At 33.9% G+C, this 19,995-nt stretch carries 18 protein-coding genes and 1 pseudogene; 18 read left to right on the top strand and 1 reads right to left on the bottom strand.

Translation table 11 applies throughout. The features are described 5' to 3' along the window. The first annotated feature begins 2 nt into the window (after positions 1–2). The 15 genes and pseudogenes from FC64_RS04175 (at position 3) to FC64_RS04110 (ending at position 15,564) form a co-directional block, all read left to right on the top strand. Positions 3–650, top strand: coding sequence for a phage tail protein (locus FC64_RS04175; RefSeq protein ID WP_057906692.1), 648 nt, complete (start codon positions 3–5; stop codon positions 648–650). Positions 651–762: 112 nt separating this feature from the next. Then, positions 763–1,098, top strand: a complete 336-nt coding sequence (locus tag FC64_RS04170; protein WP_057906691.1) for a phage tail tube assembly chaperone — start codon at positions 763–765, stop codon at positions 1,096–1,098. A 59-nt stretch (positions 1,099–1,157) separates the two neighbouring features. Next, complete coding sequence (locus tag FC64_RS04165) at positions 1,158–1,319, top strand: hypothetical protein (RefSeq protein WP_202987255.1); 162 nt, start codon at positions 1,158–1,160, stop codon at positions 1,317–1,319. Positions 1,320–1,409: 90 nt separating this feature from the next. After that, positions 1,410–5,168, top strand: coding sequence for a tape measure protein (locus FC64_RS04160; protein WP_057906689.1), 3,759 nt, complete (start codon positions 1,410–1,412; stop codon positions 5,166–5,168). Positions 5,169–5,240: 72 nt separating this feature from the next. Beyond that, positions 5,241–6,089 (top strand): phage tail domain-containing protein, encoded by an 849-nt coding sequence (locus tag FC64_RS04155; RefSeq protein WP_057906688.1) that lies wholly within the window; start codon positions 5,241–5,243, stop codon positions 6,087–6,089. 14 nt (positions 6,090–6,103) lie between these two features. Beyond that, positions 6,104–7,522 (top strand): prophage endopeptidase tail family protein, encoded by a 1,419-nt coding sequence (locus FC64_RS04150; RefSeq protein ID WP_057906687.1) that lies wholly within the window; start codon positions 6,104–6,106, stop codon positions 7,520–7,522. 14 nt (positions 7,523–7,536) lie between these two features. Next, on the top strand, positions 7,537–8,838 hold the full coding sequence (locus FC64_RS04145; RefSeq protein WP_057906686.1) for a glycoside hydrolase family protein: 1,302 nt from the start codon (positions 7,537–7,539) through the stop codon (positions 8,836–8,838). An 80-nt stretch (positions 8,839–8,918) separates the two neighbouring features. Continuing rightward, positions 8,919–10,163 carry a bactofilin family protein gene (locus tag FC64_RS04140; protein WP_057906685.1) on the top strand — a complete coding sequence of 415 codons (1,245 nt, stop codon included), beginning with the start codon at positions 8,919–8,921 and terminating at the stop codon, positions 10,161–10,163. 14 nt (positions 10,164–10,177) lie between these two features. Then, a complete protein-coding gene (locus tag FC64_RS04135) occupies positions 10,178–10,549 on the top strand; it encodes a hypothetical protein (protein WP_057906684.1) in 372 nt (123 codons plus the stop codon). A 2-nt stretch (positions 10,550–10,551) separates the two neighbouring features. Further along, positions 10,552–10,674, top strand: coding sequence for an XkdX family protein (locus FC64_RS07325; protein ID WP_081035634.1), 123 nt, complete (start codon positions 10,552–10,554; stop codon positions 10,672–10,674). An 80-nt stretch (positions 10,675–10,754) separates the two neighbouring features. Continuing rightward, positions 10,755–12,461 carry a collagen-like protein gene (locus FC64_RS07495; RefSeq protein ID WP_057906683.1) on the top strand — a complete coding sequence of 569 codons (1,707 nt, stop codon included), beginning with the start codon at positions 10,755–10,757 and terminating at the stop codon, positions 12,459–12,461. Positions 12,462–12,473: 12 nt separating this feature from the next. Continuing rightward, complete coding sequence (locus tag FC64_RS04125) at positions 12,474–13,682, top strand: hypothetical protein (RefSeq protein ID WP_057906682.1); 1,209 nt, start codon at positions 12,474–12,476, stop codon at positions 13,680–13,682. Positions 13,683–13,694: 12 nt separating this feature from the next. Beyond that, positions 13,695–13,991 carry a hypothetical protein gene (locus FC64_RS04120; protein WP_057906681.1) on the top strand — a complete coding sequence of 99 codons (297 nt, stop codon included), beginning with the start codon at positions 13,695–13,697 and terminating at the stop codon, positions 13,989–13,991. After that, positions 13,978–14,196 (top strand): annotated as a pseudogene (locus FC64_RS04115) (phage holin); the annotation flags it as partial. The gene FC64_RS04120 and the pseudogene FC64_RS04115, both read left to right, overlap by 14 nt. Positions 14,197–14,295: 99 nt before the next feature. Then, positions 14,296–15,564, top strand: a complete 1,269-nt coding sequence (locus FC64_RS04110; protein ID WP_057906679.1) for a LysM peptidoglycan-binding domain-containing protein — start codon at positions 14,296–14,298, stop codon at positions 15,562–15,564. A gap of 347 nt (positions 15,565–15,911) precedes the next feature. Here the strand turns inward: FC64_RS04110 and mscL are convergent, their stop codons facing one another. Further along, positions 15,912–16,346, bottom strand: coding sequence for a large-conductance mechanosensitive channel protein MscL (gene mscL / locus FC64_RS04105; protein WP_057906678.1), 435 nt, complete (start codon positions 16,344–16,346; stop codon positions 15,912–15,914). Positions 16,347–16,599: 253 nt separating this feature from the next. Here mscL and pdhA point away from each other — a divergent pair, with 253 nt between their 5' ends. The 3 genes from pdhA to FC64_RS04090 are packed head-to-tail and all read left to right on the top strand — an operon-like array spanning position 16,600 to position 19,993. Then, complete coding sequence (pdhA, locus tag FC64_RS04100) at positions 16,600–17,688, top strand: pyruvate dehydrogenase (acetyl-transferring) E1 component subunit alpha (RefSeq protein ID WP_057906677.1); 1,089 nt, start codon at positions 16,600–16,602, stop codon at positions 17,686–17,688. Position 17,689: 1 nt separating this feature from the next. Continuing rightward, entirely contained in the window at positions 17,690–18,667 is a 978-nt protein-coding gene (locus FC64_RS04095) for an alpha-ketoacid dehydrogenase subunit beta (protein ID WP_057906676.1), read from the top strand. Between the two features lie 12 nt (positions 18,668–18,679). Next, positions 18,680–19,993 carry a dihydrolipoamide acetyltransferase family protein gene (locus FC64_RS04090; protein WP_057906675.1) on the top strand — a complete coding sequence of 438 codons (1,314 nt, stop codon included), beginning with the start codon at positions 18,680–18,682 and terminating at the stop codon, positions 19,991–19,993. Positions 19,994–19,995: the final 2 nt, after the last annotated feature.

Raw genomic sequence — 19,995 nt, 5'->3', positions numbered from 1 at the left:
AAATGTCAGTAGTTGGTATTGATAGGGTATATCTTGGCGTTCAGGACGCAGATGGAAACATTTTAACAGATGAAGCTAAAGGCTTTACAACTGGTATGATTGAAGTTACTGATGAAATGCTTGGTACTTCAAGTGTAAATTTCCAAACTTCAAAAAACGGGGAAGAATTGGACGGTAACAATAAGGAATTGGATTTTATAAAAGCTCTTCCAACAGCCTCAATGGACGTTTCATTTAACAACTTGCCATTCGATGTTAAAAATAAAGTGCTTGGACGTGAAAAGAGTGGAGTAGGTTATGTTGACTCAATGACAAATACATACAGCATAATTATCGCCCGTAGTCCATTACCAGATATGAAGCACTATGCTTATACATGTATGGGGAAAGCAGTTGCAACCTCAAAAGGTGCAAACATGCAAACTAATACCTCAAAGAAAACAAACCGCGTAAATGACGAATTATCATTTGAAGGTTTAGCTTCACCACGTACAAGTGATATGCCTTATATCGTGGCTTGCGACGAAGATGAAGGATTTACAATGAAAGGCTTGTTTGACCAACTTTGCCCTGGTCAGACATTAATTACTGATTCTGGTAAGGCTAGTGTTGCTGCAACTTCAACAGGTTCTAGCTCAACAGGCAAGTAATTAAGTAAGTAATCTTCATATATAAGAGAACCTTAATTGGTTCTCTTTTTTTATACTCTAAAATTTTTACCTTTGCGTTATAAAAGTGAATTAAAAATTGGAGGTACGAAAAATGAAGATTACTTTAGAAAAATTACCATTTAAAAAGAAAACTTATGACATTAAACAATCTGTAAAGAACATGAGAAAGACGTATAAATTACAACTTGTATTTTCTCAAAATGGAGATATGGAAAATAAAACTGATGAAGAATTAGTTGAACAAATGCTTGATACATTTGATGAAGCCATTAATTATGTTTCTTCATTATTGAAATTAAATGATAAACAAACAGATGAATTAGAAGATTTATCGCAAGATGAATTACTTGATACAGCTAACAAAATCGCAATGAGTTTAATGGGTATCAAGGAAGAAGATATAAAAGAAGATAATAAAAAAAAGTAGAAAATAATACAAGTCCTCATATGTTACACATGAAGATGAGAAAAACTTATGAGGACTTCTTGATATTTGAAAAGCAAGCAATAACTAATCTTAACTGGACTTTAGACCAAGTAGAAAATCAAGATTATTACTTGTTAATGGAAATTCTAGGAATGGACGATGAACAAGTCGCTAATGATGAAGTTATTGACGACCCTAGAAAATTACTAGATTTAATGTAAACCATAGAGAACCTTAACGGGTTCTCTTTTTTTATCCTCCTTTTTTCAAATCGTTATAGATACAGATTAACAATTAAGGAGGTCAAGAGTATGGCAAGCGAAAAAGTTGCTGGTGTACTTAGCACTAAGATTAAAATGGATACTACTGAAGCAAGTAAGAGTGTGCGTCAGTTAAATAATGATATTAACAGTACAGTATCCATTCTTAAACAACAAGAACAAGAATTTAAGTCTACTGGAGATAATGTTAATGCTTTACAAACAAAAATCTCAAGACTTACAGAAACTCAAAATGGTTACTATGAAAAATTAAAACTTTTAAAACAAGCTCAAAACGATGTTAAAGATAGATTAGGCGAAAGCTCAACCGAATATCAAAAATATCAAACACAAATCAATAAAACAATTACAACTATTGGACGTTATGACGATCAGATTAATAAAGCTGAAAAATCATTACAGTATTATGATAGTGGATTAGCAAAATTAAGACAATCTTATTCAGAACAACAAAGGTTATCTCAAAGCCTTGTAGAAAGATTAAGAGCAGAAGGTAAAGAATGGCAAGCTAACCAAGAAGAGATTAAGCAATCTAAAAACGCTTATTCAAACCTCAAACAACAGTATGAGATACAGGAGACTGAATTAGGTCAATTAAGAACAAAGTTAAACGACCTTAATTCTTCATATAAGAAAGCTCAAGCAGAGTTAAATAATATTGCTCAAAGTTCAGGGAAAGCTAGTGATGCTTATACTGAACAAAAGCAAAAAATGAATAACCTTAAATCAGCTATTAGTGGTGTTAATAGTGATTTAGTTAAACAACAAACAAGATTAAATCAAACCGCTACTGATATGGCAAAGGCTAAGAACAAAACAAATGACCTTAGCGAGAGTTATCATAAAATACCAAAATCAGTAACAACAACCATTAAAGCTAATACTGAAAAAGCTACTTCTGGAATTAAGACCTTTACCAGTGCTATAAAAGGTTCAGCTATTGGAGCAGGAATAGCTAATATTGCAATGGCAGGACTGAATGCAGTAGGAGATAATCTTAATGCTAGTTTTGAAAGATACGATACCTTAAACAACTTCCCTAAAGTTCTTCAATCAATGGGAGCTAGTGCAGACGACTCTAAGAAATCAATGGAAACCTTGAAACAGGGAGTAGATGGATTACCTACTTCATTACAAGATGTAGCACAGGCAAGTGAAAAACTACTACCTATGAGCAAAAATGCTAATGACGCTGCTAAGAGTGCCTTAGCATTAAATGATGCTTTCCTTGCTAGTCATGCAAGTTCAGAGGACGCAAGCCGTGGATTACAACAATACACACAGATGTTGAGTTCAGGTAAGGTAGACCTTCAATCTTGGAAAACCTTACAGGAAACCATGCCTGCCTCACTCCAAAAGGTAGCTAAGAGCTTTGGTATCGCCTCAGGTTCAACTCAAGAATTGTACAAGAAGTTGCAATCAGGCGAAATTACCATGGACCAATTAAACCAAAAATTCCAAGAACTAGATAAAGGTGCTAATGGTTTCCATGAACAAGCAAAGCAGGCTACTGATGGTATTGGTACAGCAATGGCTAACTTGAAAAACAGAAGTGTTGCAGCTCTTACTTCTATCATTGGAGGTTTCGACCAACTATCAAAGAACTTAACAGGTTCTAGTATCGGTGGAAATATTAATAAGTTATCTTCAAACTTTAAAAACTTTGGAGATACCGCAGGTAAAGCCATTGCAGGTTTAGGACCAACTATCCAAAAATTAACTCCTATGTTTAATTCAATGAAAAAGGTAGGAGAGTCTGCTTTATCGGGATTAAAACCTATTATTAATGCAGTCAAGGATAGTTTTGATAAATTATCCAAGAATACAGGTACGTTTAAAAAGACCTTAGATAACTTAGCTCCTATTGTAAAGGTTATTTCCAATGTTTTGGGTAGTGTACTTGGAGTAGCAATTAGATTTATTGCTGATTTAGTTATTGATATTTGTAAAAAGTTCAATAAATTCTGTGATGTCCTAAGAACAGTAATTAAAGCTGTTAAGGAAATGGTAAGTAACGTAAAAGAGAAGTTTAACGACTTTAAGGACGCTTGCTCACACTTAGGAGATAAGTTTGGGGATATGGTATCTTCAATCAAAGATAAAGCCAATGACCTCAAGAGTAAAGTATCAGCTAAATTCAATGAACTTAAAGACCAAGCTAAAGATAAGTTCGAGGATATGAAAGAAAGCTGTAAATCCAAGTTTGAAGATATGAAAGGCTCTCTTACTGATAAAGCTAGTTCATTAAGAGATAGAGTTACTGATAGATTTAACAACATGAAAGATAATGTTAAATCAAGGATTTCAGACTTAGTTTCTAATGCTAAATCAATGTTCTCTGATATGTACAACAACCTTAATAGTATGACAGGTGGAGCATTAGATAAGATTAAAAATGCTTGGGATAGGCTTTGGAGTAACATTATTAATGGTATAAAGTCAGCTGTAAAGAGTGTTGGTAGCAATGTTTCGGATATGGTTAATAATGTTATCAAACCAATTAACTCAATGCTTGATGGAGTAAAAGACGGTGTAAACTGGGTCTTGGATAAGTTTGGTGCTTCAAAATGGAAAGGCTTTAAGATTCCATTAGTACACTTTGCAAAAGGTGGTACTGTTGGTGGTGGCACAATGGCAGTGGTAAACGACTCAGGGACTTCTAACTATCGTGAAATGTTTGCTACTCCTGATGGACGTGTTGGAGCATTTCCAAAGCAAAGAGACCTTATTACTTATCTTCCAGAAGGTACACAAATCTTAGACGGGGAAAACTCAAAGGCACTTGCTGAAATGATGAATATTCCTCATTTCAAAGATGGTACAGACAACAAGAATTTATTTGAAAAGATTTTCGATAAAGGTAAAGATATTCTTGATGATATTGGAGATATTATCTCACACCCTATTAAGTTCATGGAAAAGGTATTGAAGAAATATCTCCATGTTAATACAGGTATCAAGTTTGCAAGTACTTTAATATCTCATGCGCCTACTTTCTTTGCTAAGCAAGCCGAAAAATGGTTAAAGAAAATGGCAGAGGACTTCAAGAAATCAATGGAAAGTACAGGCGGTAATGGAGTTAGTTATGGTTCAGCTAATAACCCTGGAGGCGCAGGTGTTCAACGTTGGAAACCTGTTATCATTGAAGCCTTTAAGAATTTAGGACAAGACAACCCACCTGACTGGAAAGTACAAAAGTTGTTAAGACAAATTGCTACTGAATCAGGAGGTAACCCTAATGCTCATCAAGGTAACATTGGAGATATTAATAACCTTAGAGGAACACCTGCTCAAGGACTTCTTCAATTCGTACCTTCTACATTCGCGGCATGGAGTAGACCAGGACACAATAATATCTATTCAGGTTTAGACCAGATTATGGCTGCTATCTACTGTCTTGACCACGGTGGAGAAGGTGGTTGGGGTAACATTGGTAATGGACACGGTTGGGAAAACGGTGGCTTTGTTGATAAATGGAGCTTTGGACAAATTGCCGAACATAACAAACCAGAAGTCGTTATACCTCTATCATCTGAAAAACAAGGTAGAGCATTAAGTTTACTTACACAAACAGTAAATAAACTAAATAGACAAGCAGGAATTAACACTACTATTAATACTAATAATGGTAGCTTAGAACAGAAATTAGATACAATGATTGGCTTACTTTCTCAACTGATTACAACTAATAGTAATGGTTTTGCTAAGTCAAGTAATGGTATTAATACAAATGGTTTATACCAACAAATGTATAGAGACCAAACCATTAACAATTATCAATCAATTTAATTAAAGGAGAGCTGAAAGGCTCTCTTTTTTTATTCCGTTATAAGTTTAGAAAATTAATAAGGAGGTTTCGACATGTTAAATGATTATTGGCTTAAAGTAAAGATAGGAAACCAAGATGAAATTGATATTAATACAATTACTCCAGACTTACATTTTGTTGAATTAGATACAACACCTGCTTTTAGTAATACATATCAAAACATGGCAGGGGTTAATGGAAGTATTTATACTACTTCACAATTTGATAAGACAACAATTAATCTAAAGTTTTTAGTACGTTTCAAAGATTGGAAAGATTTAGACTTAGCAAAGCATGATATTTATAGATTTTTCATGACAAAGGAAGTTATTAGAATACGCTGTAACACAGCCCCTAACAAAGTCTATTATTCCCGTGCGATGCCATTTAGTATTGCTCCAAGTAAGGTAGGAAGTGCAGGGGCAGTATTTACTGTTCCTTTAGATAATCCTAGTGGCTTAGCTTATTCAATCGCTCCTAGTGATGAAATAGTAAACGTTAATGAGAATGATAACTGGTCTTATGGAATGAATATCCCTAGTGATAAGCAGTTAAAGTATCATTTTACTAATTCTAATAAGTTTACGGTATACAATCCAAGTGATATTGATATTAACCCTTACTTACAGAATGATAAACTTTCAATCTCTGTAAAGTTCACAGGGAATAACATAACTATTAAAAATACTACTAATGGTTCTACTTGGAGCTATAACAAATCAGGTAATGGTTCAGATACTTTATTGATTAATGGAGTTACAAGTTCTCTTAATGGTACTCCATGCTCCAAAGATACTAATTTTGGTCATATTAAATTAGATAAAGGCGATAACAACTTTGAAATAACAGGAGCTAATACCAGTGATATTGTATTTAGCTTTCCATTCGTTTATATCGCCTAAAGGAGGTTTAGCTTATGAAAGATAAAATCATAGTAAAAAACAAAGATTATGCTGAACCTCTTAACTCTGTCTTAATTGATAGTTTCCAAGTTACAAAAACAGTAAATCAATCATGGCAGTTACAATTTAACGCCTATGACGATAAGAGTGTTGCTTTTAGTTTATTACAAGCTCAAAACAGTATTCTTTGGAGAGGTCAGGAATTTATTATTAAACAAATTCAACCGACTTACGCTAATAGCCTTAACACAACTCAAGTTACAGCTACTCATATTGGGTATGAGGTTCAAAGAGTATTTCAGCATAATGTTAATACAGGAACTAAAACCTACTCTGTTAATGACGTTCTTAGCTTTTACTTGAATGGTAATTCTTTTGGTTATACTTGGGAAGTTAGAGGTAGTTTTGATAACCAACAGATAGAAAACTTAGGTAATGCAAACGGTCAAGACATGCTCTCTAAAATAACTAGCACTTGGAGTAATGCAATTATTACTTTCGATAATAAGAAGATAATTGTATATAGCTCTGATGACTATTATCAAGATAAAGGCAATGTTATTACTTATTTAGGGAACACAAACCAAGTTCAATTAACTTATGATTCTACTAACCTAGTAAATAAACTTTATTGTATTTCAGATAATAGTGGAGATGAAAATAGTAAACCTGCTTTTAATCCTTTCTATGTTACTAATGATGAAAGTATAAATAAGTATGGAGTGTATGAGGGGCAACCAGTATCAGACAATAGATTTAATAATGCTGATGCAATGAGGCAATATGCACAATCACAACTTCAACCTGAACCAAGTCTTAGTATTCAAGTTCAGTTTAACGCAAATAATGAAGATATTGATACAGGGGAAATTAGAACGCTTATTATTCCTGAACTAAACTTAACAACTAAGGTTACTGTAACTCAAGTTACTTTATATCCTTTATCTGATACTCAACAATCGCAAGCTCAACTAGATAATACAGCAAAGACTATTCTTAACTACAACAATAGTCTACAAAATGCTTTATCAGGTCATGTAGATACAACAACTAATATCAACACTACTATTAGTTCGGCAATCGCAAGTAATCAAGATGAAATCAATAAAATCAATAGTGCTTTGAAACAACAGACACAAACAGTAACTACTGATAATGGAACAATTACCTATACATTAAATACAGGTGTCGTATATGTTTACTGTAACTTTAAGGATTTAGTAGCAAATGAAACTACATTTAATGTTCCTAGTGGCTTTGTTCCTGCTAATACGATTAATGGTTCGCTAGTGATTAATGAGAATGGAACTAACTACATTATTAATTACACGATTTCCGATACATTCGATATTAAGAGTATTTATAGTTTGCAGAATGAAGTAGTTACAGAATTGAATAACCCAGCAACAGGGAACTTTAGTTACTTAATTTAAAGGAGGTATAAAAAATGAGTTTAATTACTGATATTAAAAATTATAAGTATGTTGGAATGCCATTCCATGCAGTCGGCTTTCCTCAACCTGTATACAGTCATTTAGTAGGAAGTAATGACGGTGTTAATTGGACTGATTTAAAAGCATATAACTTTGGTTGGAGAGATACAAGCTTAGCATACATTAATGGAGAGTTTTGGACTTGTACAGGAACTTATGTAAACCATACAAAAGACTTTGAAACATTTACGCAAGTACAATGTCCTAATATGGGATTAAAAAACCTTTGGGCTAGTGAATTTTACCAAGATAATAATGGTAATTGGTGGTTCATTTATTGCGGAAGTGAAACAGACGTTGATTATTCTGAGTTTAAACTATATGCTTCTAGGTTCTATCCTGACAGATACCAGATAGACGCTGTAAGACATGATATTACTTTAAATGCTAGTGGTGGATATATCGACCCTAACATTAACTATATCAACGGTTATTATTACTTATGGTGTAGTAAGACAAGTACACCAACTCAGGAACTACACTTGTTTAAATCAAGTAATATTCTGGGTCCTTATGATGAAGTTGAAACTAATATCATGAGTTTAACTAATAGTACAGGTTATACTTGGAATGAAGCTCCTGAAATGTTAGTAGTAAATGGTAAATACTATCTGTATTCTGACCCGTGGAATAAGGGAGAGAATGAAAGTGATAGAGATGTATATAGAGCAGAAAGTGATGATTTAGTTACTTGGACGAATATGGAAAGATGTAATGCAGATGTTACGATGAGACATTACACACCATTATATATAGGAGATATTAAGTTTGAAGAAGATAGTACACCAAGTACACCTAATACCCCAGTAACTCCTCCAAGTAATGATAAACCTACTACACCTGATGAACCTGATAAACCAACAACTGATTTATCAATTATTAATCTTTGGGACGGGGATATAAATAGCTTTTATCCAACCAATAGAAACAACTATGTAGTGGTTAATAACTTTATCACTGAATGGAATAACTCAGATAACAGCTTTTTAGAACCATTAACATTCAAATTAAACGCTACTAATTATAGTGAGGTAAATAGATTAGCATACAGACAATTTATTAATAATGCAAAGATACTATTAGAACAAATACCAAAGATGGTAGATGATTACAGAGTTACAGATTATGACTATACTTGTATTCCACCAACACTACCAACAGGAATTGACTTTAACCAGTTAGAAGTAAATAACTTTTGGAAATGGGTAAGAGATAATTTTAGTTGGATAAAAGGTCAAGTAGACCAAGTAGGATAACTAATTAAGACTAGGAATTTTCCTAGTCTTTTTTTAGTTCCGTTATAGATACAGATTAACAATTAAGGAGGCTAAAAATAATGGCTGATGATTTATTAAATAATGTTCTTGGTGCTGATTATCAAGAAGTGAACGCTGTTGAAAGTGGTAATGCAGTATATAAGAACGGAAAATTACAATATTTCAAAATCGACATTGACCAACCGGGAAAGTATTTCTTTGATTTAACTGACGCTTTTAATGCAACTGTTGACGAATCAAATAAGATAATTCCTTTGCAATTCGTAAGAGGAGGACAACCACTCCAATTAAACGGCTTTACGATTTCTATGGACGGTAAATACCCAGACATGACAACAGGCTTTAGTGTTACTGGAAAATTAAATACTTCATCTCCTGCTTTTGTAAACTTTGCTTTACCTTTAGGAATGTTCCAAGCAGTTGGTCCATATCGTTTCCAATTTACTATCACTAATTCAAATACAGGAGAAGTTCTTAAAAGTCCTTTCCAATTCTTTAATGTTACGGAAAGTGCTACTAACTTAGCTATTGATTTGAATAAGGGTATTGAACCATATGATTCTGAATACCAAAACTGGAAAGCTAAAGTAGAAGCTGAAATTAATTCTGAATTAAAGACTTTAAACAATCTTTCTGAAAGCGCAGACCAACTTAAAGCATTAATGAACCAATATGTAGCAGACGCAGAAGGCTATGTTGCTAGTCAATTTACAAAGTGTTTACAACAAGAAAATACTTGGACGAATAAACAACACTTTAACGGTGGAATTACCGCTGATAGTGCTGAAATTGCTAATGGTGCTAGTGTTGGAGGTAGTCTTTCAGTTTCAGGAGATATTACCAGCAATGGTGAAACAACAGGAAACCTTACAGCAACAGGTCAAGTATCGTTGCCTAATACAACTGATTTTGGCGATTTCAGAGCTAGTCAATTATTGAACGCTGTTAATTTACCAGCAAGCGATAACATGTTACTTAATGCTACTGGGAACGCAAATAATCCTAGCGACCGTAACAGAACTTGGTGGCTTTGGGCTACTCGAATTAATATCGGTTGCGGTGTAGATTTCCCTATGTACATTATGCGTTTTGCCCTGAACTTAGATACCTCAGATGTTGGTAAACCGATTGCTAACTTTAATACCGACATGTTTGTTAATAACCCTGGTACGTCAGTAGCAATATTCATGAACGGACAAGCAGGAAGTATTAATTTCCATGTTGATGGGTCAGGTAATTTATACCTCGATAATGTATCTGGAGTTTCAGGTAAAGGTTATGTTCGTTTTACAGCGATATTCTAAGGAGGTAGTTATTAATGGATATTTTTCGTTATAAAGCTGATAGTGCAACAGGTTTTGAAGTAGTTCCAGTTAATGATAATTACCAACTTCAAAAGGGAGAATTAAAAGAACTTCCTAGACCATGTTACACACCAATGATTTTAGATGATGAAGGTAATCTTGTTTCTAACACACTGGAAGCAAGTAACCAAAAAGCTCAAGAATATTTACAAAAAAATGATTTAAACTCAGATACTATGAGTGTTGATGCTCAAGTTGCTCAATTAACTGTACAAATGGCACAACAGCAAAAGACAAGCTCAGCACAAATTAGTATGCTGACAAAACAAGTTGCAACCCTACAAGCAACAGTTAATGGCTTAACAGCAGCTAATAAGGAGGGCTAACTATGTACGAGATGATAAAAAGTTTCTATGAACAAGGTTATTATACGGAACAAGATTTAGATTTGTTTGTATCTGTTCAATGGATTACAGAAGAACAAAAAGAAGAAATCATGAAAACTAAATAGATTTTAAAGGCTAGGTTTTATACCTAGTCTTTTTTGTTAATCGTTATAAAAACAGATTACAAAATAAGGAGGAACTCACTATGAAAAGTTTATCTCTATTAAATGATGATACAACGATTAAATTAGGTGATACTGGGACAATGGTTCAATTTACAGCAACTAATAACCAAGCCCCAGTACAACTAGAAGAAAACCAAACAGCACAATTCAGAATTAAAAATGATTTTGGTTTAGTTAAAACAATTACAGCTACAACAACTTATAATGGCTTAATTTTCCAATTTGATACAGCAGATTTAAAAGGACTTGTACAAGGAACATATCAAGTTGAATTAGCTGTTAATGTAGATAATGATAATACTTTGATTTTCCCTGATGATGGTTTTGTTAGCTTTACGCTATCAGCTAATGCTCTTAATATCACAGGACAACAACTTAATCTGATTAGCTTAGACGATTTTAAGGAACAAGCTAATCAATACATGCAACAACAATCTCAAGCCTTAAAAGATAACTTTGATAATTATGTTGCAACGGTTAAACAAGGTCCTCAAGGAGAAATTGGACCTCAAGGACCTCAAGGACCAAAAGGAGACACAGGGGAACAAGGACCACAAGGGGAAAGAGGACCAGCAGGAGGAGCTAGTTCAATCACAGTTGGTACTACAACAACATTAGACGCAGGAGAACAAGCTAAGGTAACTAACTCAGGTAATGATGTAGATGCTGTTCTTGATTTTGCAATTCCTCAAGGTATTCAAGGACCAAAAGGAGATAAAGGAGACACAGGTACAAATGCTACTGTTAATGTTGGTAATGTTACTAGCTATAATCCATGGTTAGCTTATTCTTCAATCGGAAAAACTTTTAGCAAAGGTTATATCTTACCAGATGGAGAACATGCTAATAGTACAGATATTTATACTGATTATTTTAGTGTGAATGCTCATGATAATTATAGTATTTCAATGCCTGCTAATATTCCTAGTTTATCAGGTAATCAAGCGCTTAGAATTGTCTGGTATGATACCAACAAAACAGCATTAACTTATGATGAAGAAAAGAATATTAGTTTTCCTTTTGTAATGACTAAAACAGCTCCAGATAATGCTAGTTATGCTAGAGTATGTTGCTCAGTTGGAAGTAATGATAATGCTAATGGTACTAATACACCAATTTATGTTTCTGATAATGGACCTGTTGGTATATCTAATTCAGGTAATGAAAATAGTGCAACTCTTAACTTTAATCTTGCTACTGGAGCTATGGGTATGCAAGGTTTACAAGGTGTAGCAGGACAACAAGGGGAACAAGGTCCAGAAGGTACAGTAGGAGACTATGTAACAGGTACAGGTTGGTTAGATTTAACTCCTTACATGAATGCAGGAGATAGCGGTGTTTGGTGCGGTTGGAATAACAATAATACTACTGGAGATATTGGTTGGAATAAATATTGTGTAACTCAAATTAATGGTCAATCAATTTTTTGGTTTCGTATTCATTCCCGTTTTAAAGACGCAAGTATTGCTAATACTTGGGGAACTAAACTATTTGATATACCTCAAGACGTTCAGAAACAATATGGAGGAATGGAACAGAGTCAATACAATACAATGTATGAATGCTCTGGTACTCCATGTATGTATCAGTTAGTAGGAGATTCTGGAAAGCGTTATGTACAAACTTTAGGAACTTTACAACTCCACTATAACCATAATGGAGACCAAGTAATTCCTGTTCCTAGCGGAACATGTACCGTTAATATGGAAGGCTGGTTTGTAATGTAGGAGGTATTGCTAATGACCAAGAAATTATTAGATAAAATGGGAATAAATGTTTTTCATAATAATACAACTTCTCCATGGGTTATGACTCAAGTTGAAAGAGCTTTAAACTTTGCTCAAATGGCAGGAATGAAGTATATAAGACCCGCTTTTAACTTACAAACAGATGAATTTAATGGTACTGATAACCCGTGGAGATTAACTACTTATCATACAATTCAAAACTTAGGAATGACAGGTATTATTGGAGCTTATCCGCAACAGATTAAAAATCATTTATTAGATGATAACGCTGATGAATTAGTAGACCAAGCGGTTAATGCTTATGCTCATATAATGGATAGATTTTTAGATGATGGTATTACTGATTTTATAGTAGAGGCTTGGAATGAAGCAGATGGTAAGTTTGCTACAAGCGACCAACAGCAAGCTCAAACAAACGATACCATTATTGATAGATACCTTACATTTAATATGAAACTATTTGAAGAGTGTAAAAAGCGTGGTGTTAAGTTCATTGATTTATGCAGTATTGAGTATCCTCAAGCTCCAGATTTACAGCATGTATTAGACTGTTACAATACTAAACTTAATTCTTACTCTTCTTTACCTGATTGGGTATCATTCCACCCTTATTGTGAGAGATATAATGATAATTTTATTCCTGAATTGTACTTATTAGGTTTTGATAGAAGTAAATGGAGTAACATTAATCAAATACCAATGGCTATCTCAGAGTTTGGATACCCTAGTGAAGATTGGGGACACCCTTTTAGTGGTAGTTGGGCTTTTCAATATTCTAGAGATACGATGATAAGACAAATCATTATCCAAGATTATTTAGGAGTAGACCCTATAATTATCTATTCAGGGAATACAAATCCTGACCCAGTAGACGCAGATATGGACGATTGTTGGGGAGCTTACCAATATCATAAATCAGATGGAAGTATCACAATGAGTAAGTTAGGGGCAGCTGAACTCAAGTTTTTACAATCTATGAAAGGCTATCATCTTAATGGAATGGTAACACCAAGCCATAACTTTACTTTAACTAATGAAAATATTCCATATACTAATTTTGCTTTTGAGTATGAAAATGACGAGGGACATAAAAAGCTATTTTATTGGAATCCTTTCGGAAACAATACAAGTTCTTTAAATTGGAACAATCAAAATTATAATCTTCACTTTACACAACATGTAAAAGTTATAGAAAGTTAGGGGGTGTTGTAGATGACATTTTTAGGTTTATCTTTAGAAGATTGGGTAGCCATTATTACTATTAGTGGTACAGTTTTAACAATCTTAATCAAAGGTTTCAAGTGGGCTTTCCACTCTGCCTATTTAGAAGAAAGTGAAGCTAATCAAAAGACTTTCGAGAAACTGAACGATACAGTAACTACCCTTAATAACACAGTAGAGAGTTTAAGGGAAGATTTGAATCGAAATAACACTACTTTAAACCAACATGAAAGACGATTAATCATATTGGAGACTAAAGAGGGGATATATGATGATGAAAAAGATTAAGGGTATCATATTTAATTCAGATGGAACATTGAATGGAAAGATTATTGCAAGCCTTATTAGTTTGTTATTAGTGTTAATACAACAAGTGTTAGCTATTTTCGGTATTCACTTTACAGGAGATATTGGGGATATAGTAGGAGCTATTAATACTGTACTTACTATTCTAGGGTTACTTGGAGTAATGGAAGGCAACGGAACAGTTACTTTTATTCCTAAAAAATAATTTAAAGAGAGAGAGAGCTATAAAGGCTCTCTTTTTTATTGCCTTTTTTTTCATTCGTTATAGAAAAAGGAGGTGCATTTTATGCTAAAGGAAAATATTAAACGGTTAGCATTAGGAATACTTGCCTTTGTGTCTGCTATTAGTATTGGTGTTGCTAGTGCTGACAATGTTAGAAGTTATGGTACTGACTTATCTAAGTATCAAGGTAATACAGCTCAGTTTGTAAGGAATGATGATGAGTTTACCATTGCTCAAGTAGGTGGAATGTATGAAGATGGTTCTTCCTATACTCAATCAACTTATACTAATCAGGTTAAGAGTGCTTTAATGCAAAATAAGAGAGCTCATACTTATATCTGGTTACAAACAGGGAATAACAGTTATTTAGCAAAGAAAGCTGTTAATACATTCTTACCTACTATTAATAGTACAGTTCCAAAAGGTTCTATTATTGCTTTAGATTGTGAAGCAGGATATGGAAATGATATTAATGGTAATACTAATGCTGTTTTAGACGCTATGACAACAGTTAAGAATGCAGGATATACTCCAGTGTTTTATTCTTATCAAGGTTACGCTCATGCACATTTTGATATGAATAGAATTATTGCTACATATCCTAATAGTTTTTGGATAGCAGGTTATCCTTATAGGAATGGTATTTATCCTGCTCCTATGGAATACTTTCCTAGTGATAATGGTGTGTGCATATGGCAATTTTCAGACCACGGTTCAGGAGCTAACAGTGTAGCCTTAGATTATGATATTGATTTATTAGGTATCACAAAGAACGGTTATAAGAATGGAAATGCTAATAAACCTGTAACTACAACTCCTGTTATTCAAGAGGCTAAAGAAGATAAGAAAGTTATTAATGATACTAAGACTTATACAGTTAAGAGTGGAGATACATTAAGCAGTATTGCTACTAGATTTAATACTACTTATCAAGACTTAGCACGCCTTAATAATATCGCTAGTCCATATGTTATCTATCCTAACCAAGTAATTAAAATTAAAGGGGATAACACAGTAGCTAATAATACTTCTAATAGTGCTACAACTTATGTAGTTAAATCAGGAGATACTCTTTCAGGGATTGCTAATAAGTTTGGTACTTCATATCAATCGCTTGCTAGTTTGAATGGTATATCAAATCCAAACTATATTTATGTAGGAGAACGGTTGAAAGTAAAAGGCTATGTTTCAACAAGAGCATATAAAGTTACTTATGGTGATACTTTAAGTGGTATTTCTAATAAGTTAGGTGTTTCAGTTTCGTACTTAGCTCAAAAGAATGGAATTAACAATGCTAACTTGATTTTCGTTGGAGAAACATTAAACTATTAATGAATATCAATTAATGATTTATTAAACCCTTGCCATTTTGGTAGGGGTTTTTCTATTTAAAAAATTATTTAAAAATAATGATTACTTATTAAAAATAAGGGTAAAATAAAACTGTAAGGATTTAATCTTATCCCTAATTTTTTTAATGACACACTATTAACCACATTTTCCCTTACTCATTATTGAGTAGGGGTTTTTTGTTATATAGAGTATATATAATAGGTAGAGTTCTTTTTTATGTATTAAAAAAAAAAGGAGCTAAAATAGCTCCTCAAATCTTGTACCTATGTTGTACCTATCTTGTACCCATGTTGTACCTCATCTAGGGTTAGATTTAGTAAAAAAAGTTACTCTTTTACAGTTGTTTTTGTATCTTTTTCTCTCTTATTTTCAGAGTCCTGTAAGCGTTCTTCTTCAAGTAATTCAACAATTTCTTTTAGATATTTAGCTTCATTAGAAAGCTCTGCCGCTTCTCTTTTCTTTTCATCTTCTTTATTCTTAGCAAATTTATTAACAAATTTAACCATAATGAAGATTACGAATGAAATAATCAAAAAATTAATAACAGAATTTAAAAACGTTCCAATCCGGAAGTGGGCTGCGCCGACCGTAAAAATGATTGATGAAAAATCAATTTTTCCGGCAAAAATTCCAATCAATGGATTAATAATATTAGAAACTAAAGATTTAACAATAGCTGTAAATGCGGATCCTACAATGACTCCAACAGCTAAGTCCATTACGTTTCCCCGTGCAATAAATTCTTTAAACTCTTTGAGCATCAAATCTTCCTTTCCAATTTAATATACTAAACTATTTTAATACAATTCATGATTGTTTTTTCTAAAAATGATAAAAGAATAAAATTAATTCGAATAATTTCTTTTTTAAATTAGTTTATTATTAAAAAATTCCGAGACATTAAAATAATCAATAAAATCTAGAATGCTATATTAATTAACAAATGGCGCTAAATTAAGTAAAATAAAGGGCATAAATGATATAATTTAGTGGTCTTATAAGGAGGGGACATAAATGACAAAAATTAATTTTAATGATTATATGAATCAACCAAATATAAAACCAATTCAAGTGATGAATGAAAAAGGTGAAATTGTTAATCAAAATTTATTCCCGGATTTAACGGATGAACAACTAGTTGATTTGTTTAAAAAAATGTTATGGGAACGAATTTTAAATGAACGTTCAACAAAATTAAATCGCCAAGGTCGCTTAGGATTTTATGCTCCAACGGCTGGTGAAGAAGCAAGTCAAATGGGTTCAAATTATGCGATGCAAAAAGAAGATTTTCTTTTACCAGCATATCGTGATATCCCACAATTAGTTCAACATGGTTTTCCACTGGATCGGGCCTTTTTATGGTCGATTGGACACTATATGGGTGGTCAAATTCCTGATGATGTTCAAGCTACTACACCTCAAATTATTGTAGCATCTGCGACTGTTCAAACAGCGGGCGTTGCTTTAGGATTAAAAAAGAAAAAGTCACCAACTGTTGCTTATACATATACTGGAGATGGTGGAACATCTGAAGGTGATTTTTATGAGGGAATCAATTTTGCAGGTGAATTTAAAGTTCCAGCATTATTTTTTGTTCAAAATAACGGCTATGCGATTTCAGTTCCGCGACGCAAGCAGACAGCAGCGGTAACTTTAGCACAAAAAGGAATAGCAGCAGGAATTCCAGGAATTCAAGTCGATGGAATGGATGCTTTAGCAGTTTATACCATTGCCAAGGCAGCCCGTGAATGGGCAGTTGCTGGTAATGGACCAGTTTTAATTGAAACTTTAACATATCGCTATGGTCCGCATACTTTATCAGGTGATGATCCTAAACGTTACCGGACCGCTGAAGAAGAAACAGAATGGCGTAAAAAAGATCCATTAATTCGTCTCAGAACATATTTAGATCATCAAGGATTATGGAATGAAGGAATGGAAAAGGATTGGGAAACAGCGGTAAATAATGAAATTGACGCTGCAATTGAAAAAGCTGAAGATGCGCCCAAACAAAAAGTTAGTGATTTTTATAAATTGACTTATTCAGAAATTCCAGAGTCAGTTCAAGCAAAAATTGATGAATGTGAAAAGGAGGGAAAATAATATGACACAATTAACGATGGTCAAGGCAGTTAATCAAGCTCTTGATCAAGAATTAAAACGCGATCCAAAAGTTTTGGTTTTTGGGGAAGATGTTGGAAAAAATGGTGGGGTTTTCCGTGCAACTGATGGATTACAGGCAGATGTTGGTGAAGATCAAGTATTTGATACCCCACTTGCAGAATCAGCAATTGCTGGGTTAGCGGCTGGACTTGCCTATGAGGGATTCCGACCGGTCCCGGAAATTCAATTTTTCGGTTTCTTATATGAAGCAATGGACGAAATTGTTGGCCAGATTGCCCGGGAATATTATCGGACAGGTGGAACCAAAAAGATGCCAATTACGATTCGTTCAACTTTTGGTGGAGGTGTTCATACTCCAGAAATGCACTCTGATAGTCTTGAAGGAATTGTCAGTCAAGTTCCAGGATTAAGAGTGGTGATCCCAGGTTCGCCATACGATGCCAAAGGGTTATTGATTTCATCAATTCGGTCAGATGACCCGGTTGTTTTTCTTGAGCATATGAAACTTTATCGGTCAATGCGAGAAGAAGTTCCGGAACAAGAGTACACGCTTCCACTTGATAAAGCTGATATTAAACGAGAAGGGACCGACATCACTTTAATTTCATATGGTTATATGGTTCAGGAGTGCCTAAAAGCAGCTAAGGAATTAGCAAAAGATGGCATTAATGCGGAAGTGGTTGATTTAAGAACAGTTTCACCGCTGGATGAAAAAACAATTCTTGAAAGTGTCAAAAAAACTGGGAAAGTTGTTATTGTTCAAGAAGCACAAAATATGGCGGGAATTGGAAATCAAGTAGCATCGTTAATTGCTGAAAAAGCAATTTTAAGTTTAGATGCACCTGTAGCTCGTGTGAGCGCGCCAGATACGGTAACATCTTTTAGTGAAGCTGAAGAGCGTTGGTTACCAAATAAAAATGATATTATTACAAAGGCAAAGGAAATTGTTAATTTTTAGGAGGAAAAATTAATGAGTGTTTATGCATTTAAACTTCCGGATGTCGGCGAAGGAATGGCCGAAGGAACAATTGGAAAGTGGTATGTTCATGAGGGCGATTCAATTGAAAAAGATGCTGATTTAGTTCAAATTGAAAATGACAAATCAGTTGAAGATCTTACTTCGCCAGTGACTGGGAAAGTTAAACAGATTATTGTTCATGAAGGGGATACTGCAAGTGTCGGTGATCCACTAATTGAAATTGAGACCGAAAGTGCTGTTCCCAAGGATGCAAAGCCAGTAACTTCATCAACGATGAGTGAGCCAACTAAAGCAAAAGAAGATAAGTTAGTTGGTGATTCCGAAGTTTCAGATGTCAAATTACAAGTCAATCCATCAAAACGGGTACCTCAAGATCACAGTTTACCAGTATTAGCAATGCCATCTGTCCGGGCTTATGCGCGTGAAAAACGGGTTGACTTAACACAAATTAAAGGAACAGGGAATCATGGGCAAATTATCAAGGCTGATGTCGATCTATTCTTAAGTAGTCAAGGTGAAAATTCTAAAAAAATTGTTCCACAACAAGATTTACGGGAAACATCATCTATTGCAGGGGCAAAGCAAAATGGTTTTGGTGGCATGCATCGTGAAAAGATGAGTTCGGTTCGGTTAGCAACTGCTAAGTTAGTTAGTCAATCGGTTCAAGAAATTCCGCATGTTACTTTATTTGATGAAGTAGTTGTCGATCAATTATGGAATCATCGTAATAAGTTTAAGGCAATGGCAGCTGATAAAGGTGTGCATCTGACATTTATGCCATATATCGTTAAAGCTTTGGCAATTGTGGCAAAAGAATTTCCGATTTTTAATGCATCACTTGATATGGATCAGCACGAAATCATATATAAAGATGATATTAATATTGGAATTGCAACTGATACTGATCGTGGTTTATTTATGCCTAATATTAAAAATGCCGATCAAATAAGTATGTTTGAAATTGCAAAGCAAATTAAAGATCATACGCAAAAGATTGCTGATGGTAGTTTAGATCCTACGGTTACTCAAAATGGAACGATTGCAATTACAAATATCGGCTCAATTGGCGGAGGCTACTTCACTCCAATTATTTATCGTCCGGAAGTTGCAATTTTAGGAATTGGCAAGATTACATCTCAGCCAATTGTTGACCCAACTGATCCTGAAAATATTAAAATCGGTAAAGTGTTGAAACTTTCGCTTTCAGTTGACCATCGTGCAATTGATGGTGCAACGGCTCAGAAAGCACTTAATCGACTTAAAGAATTGTTAAATAATCCTGAACTCTTATTAATGGAGGGATAATA

The organism is Ligilactobacillus araffinosus DSM 20653 (genome assembly GCF_001435375.1).
In the GTDB taxonomy this organism is placed as follows: domain Bacteria; phylum Bacillota; class Bacilli; order Lactobacillales; family Lactobacillaceae; genus Ligilactobacillus; species Ligilactobacillus araffinosus.
Note: the sequence above shows the minus strand (reverse complement) of the source record. Positions and strands in the feature narration are given on the sequence as shown.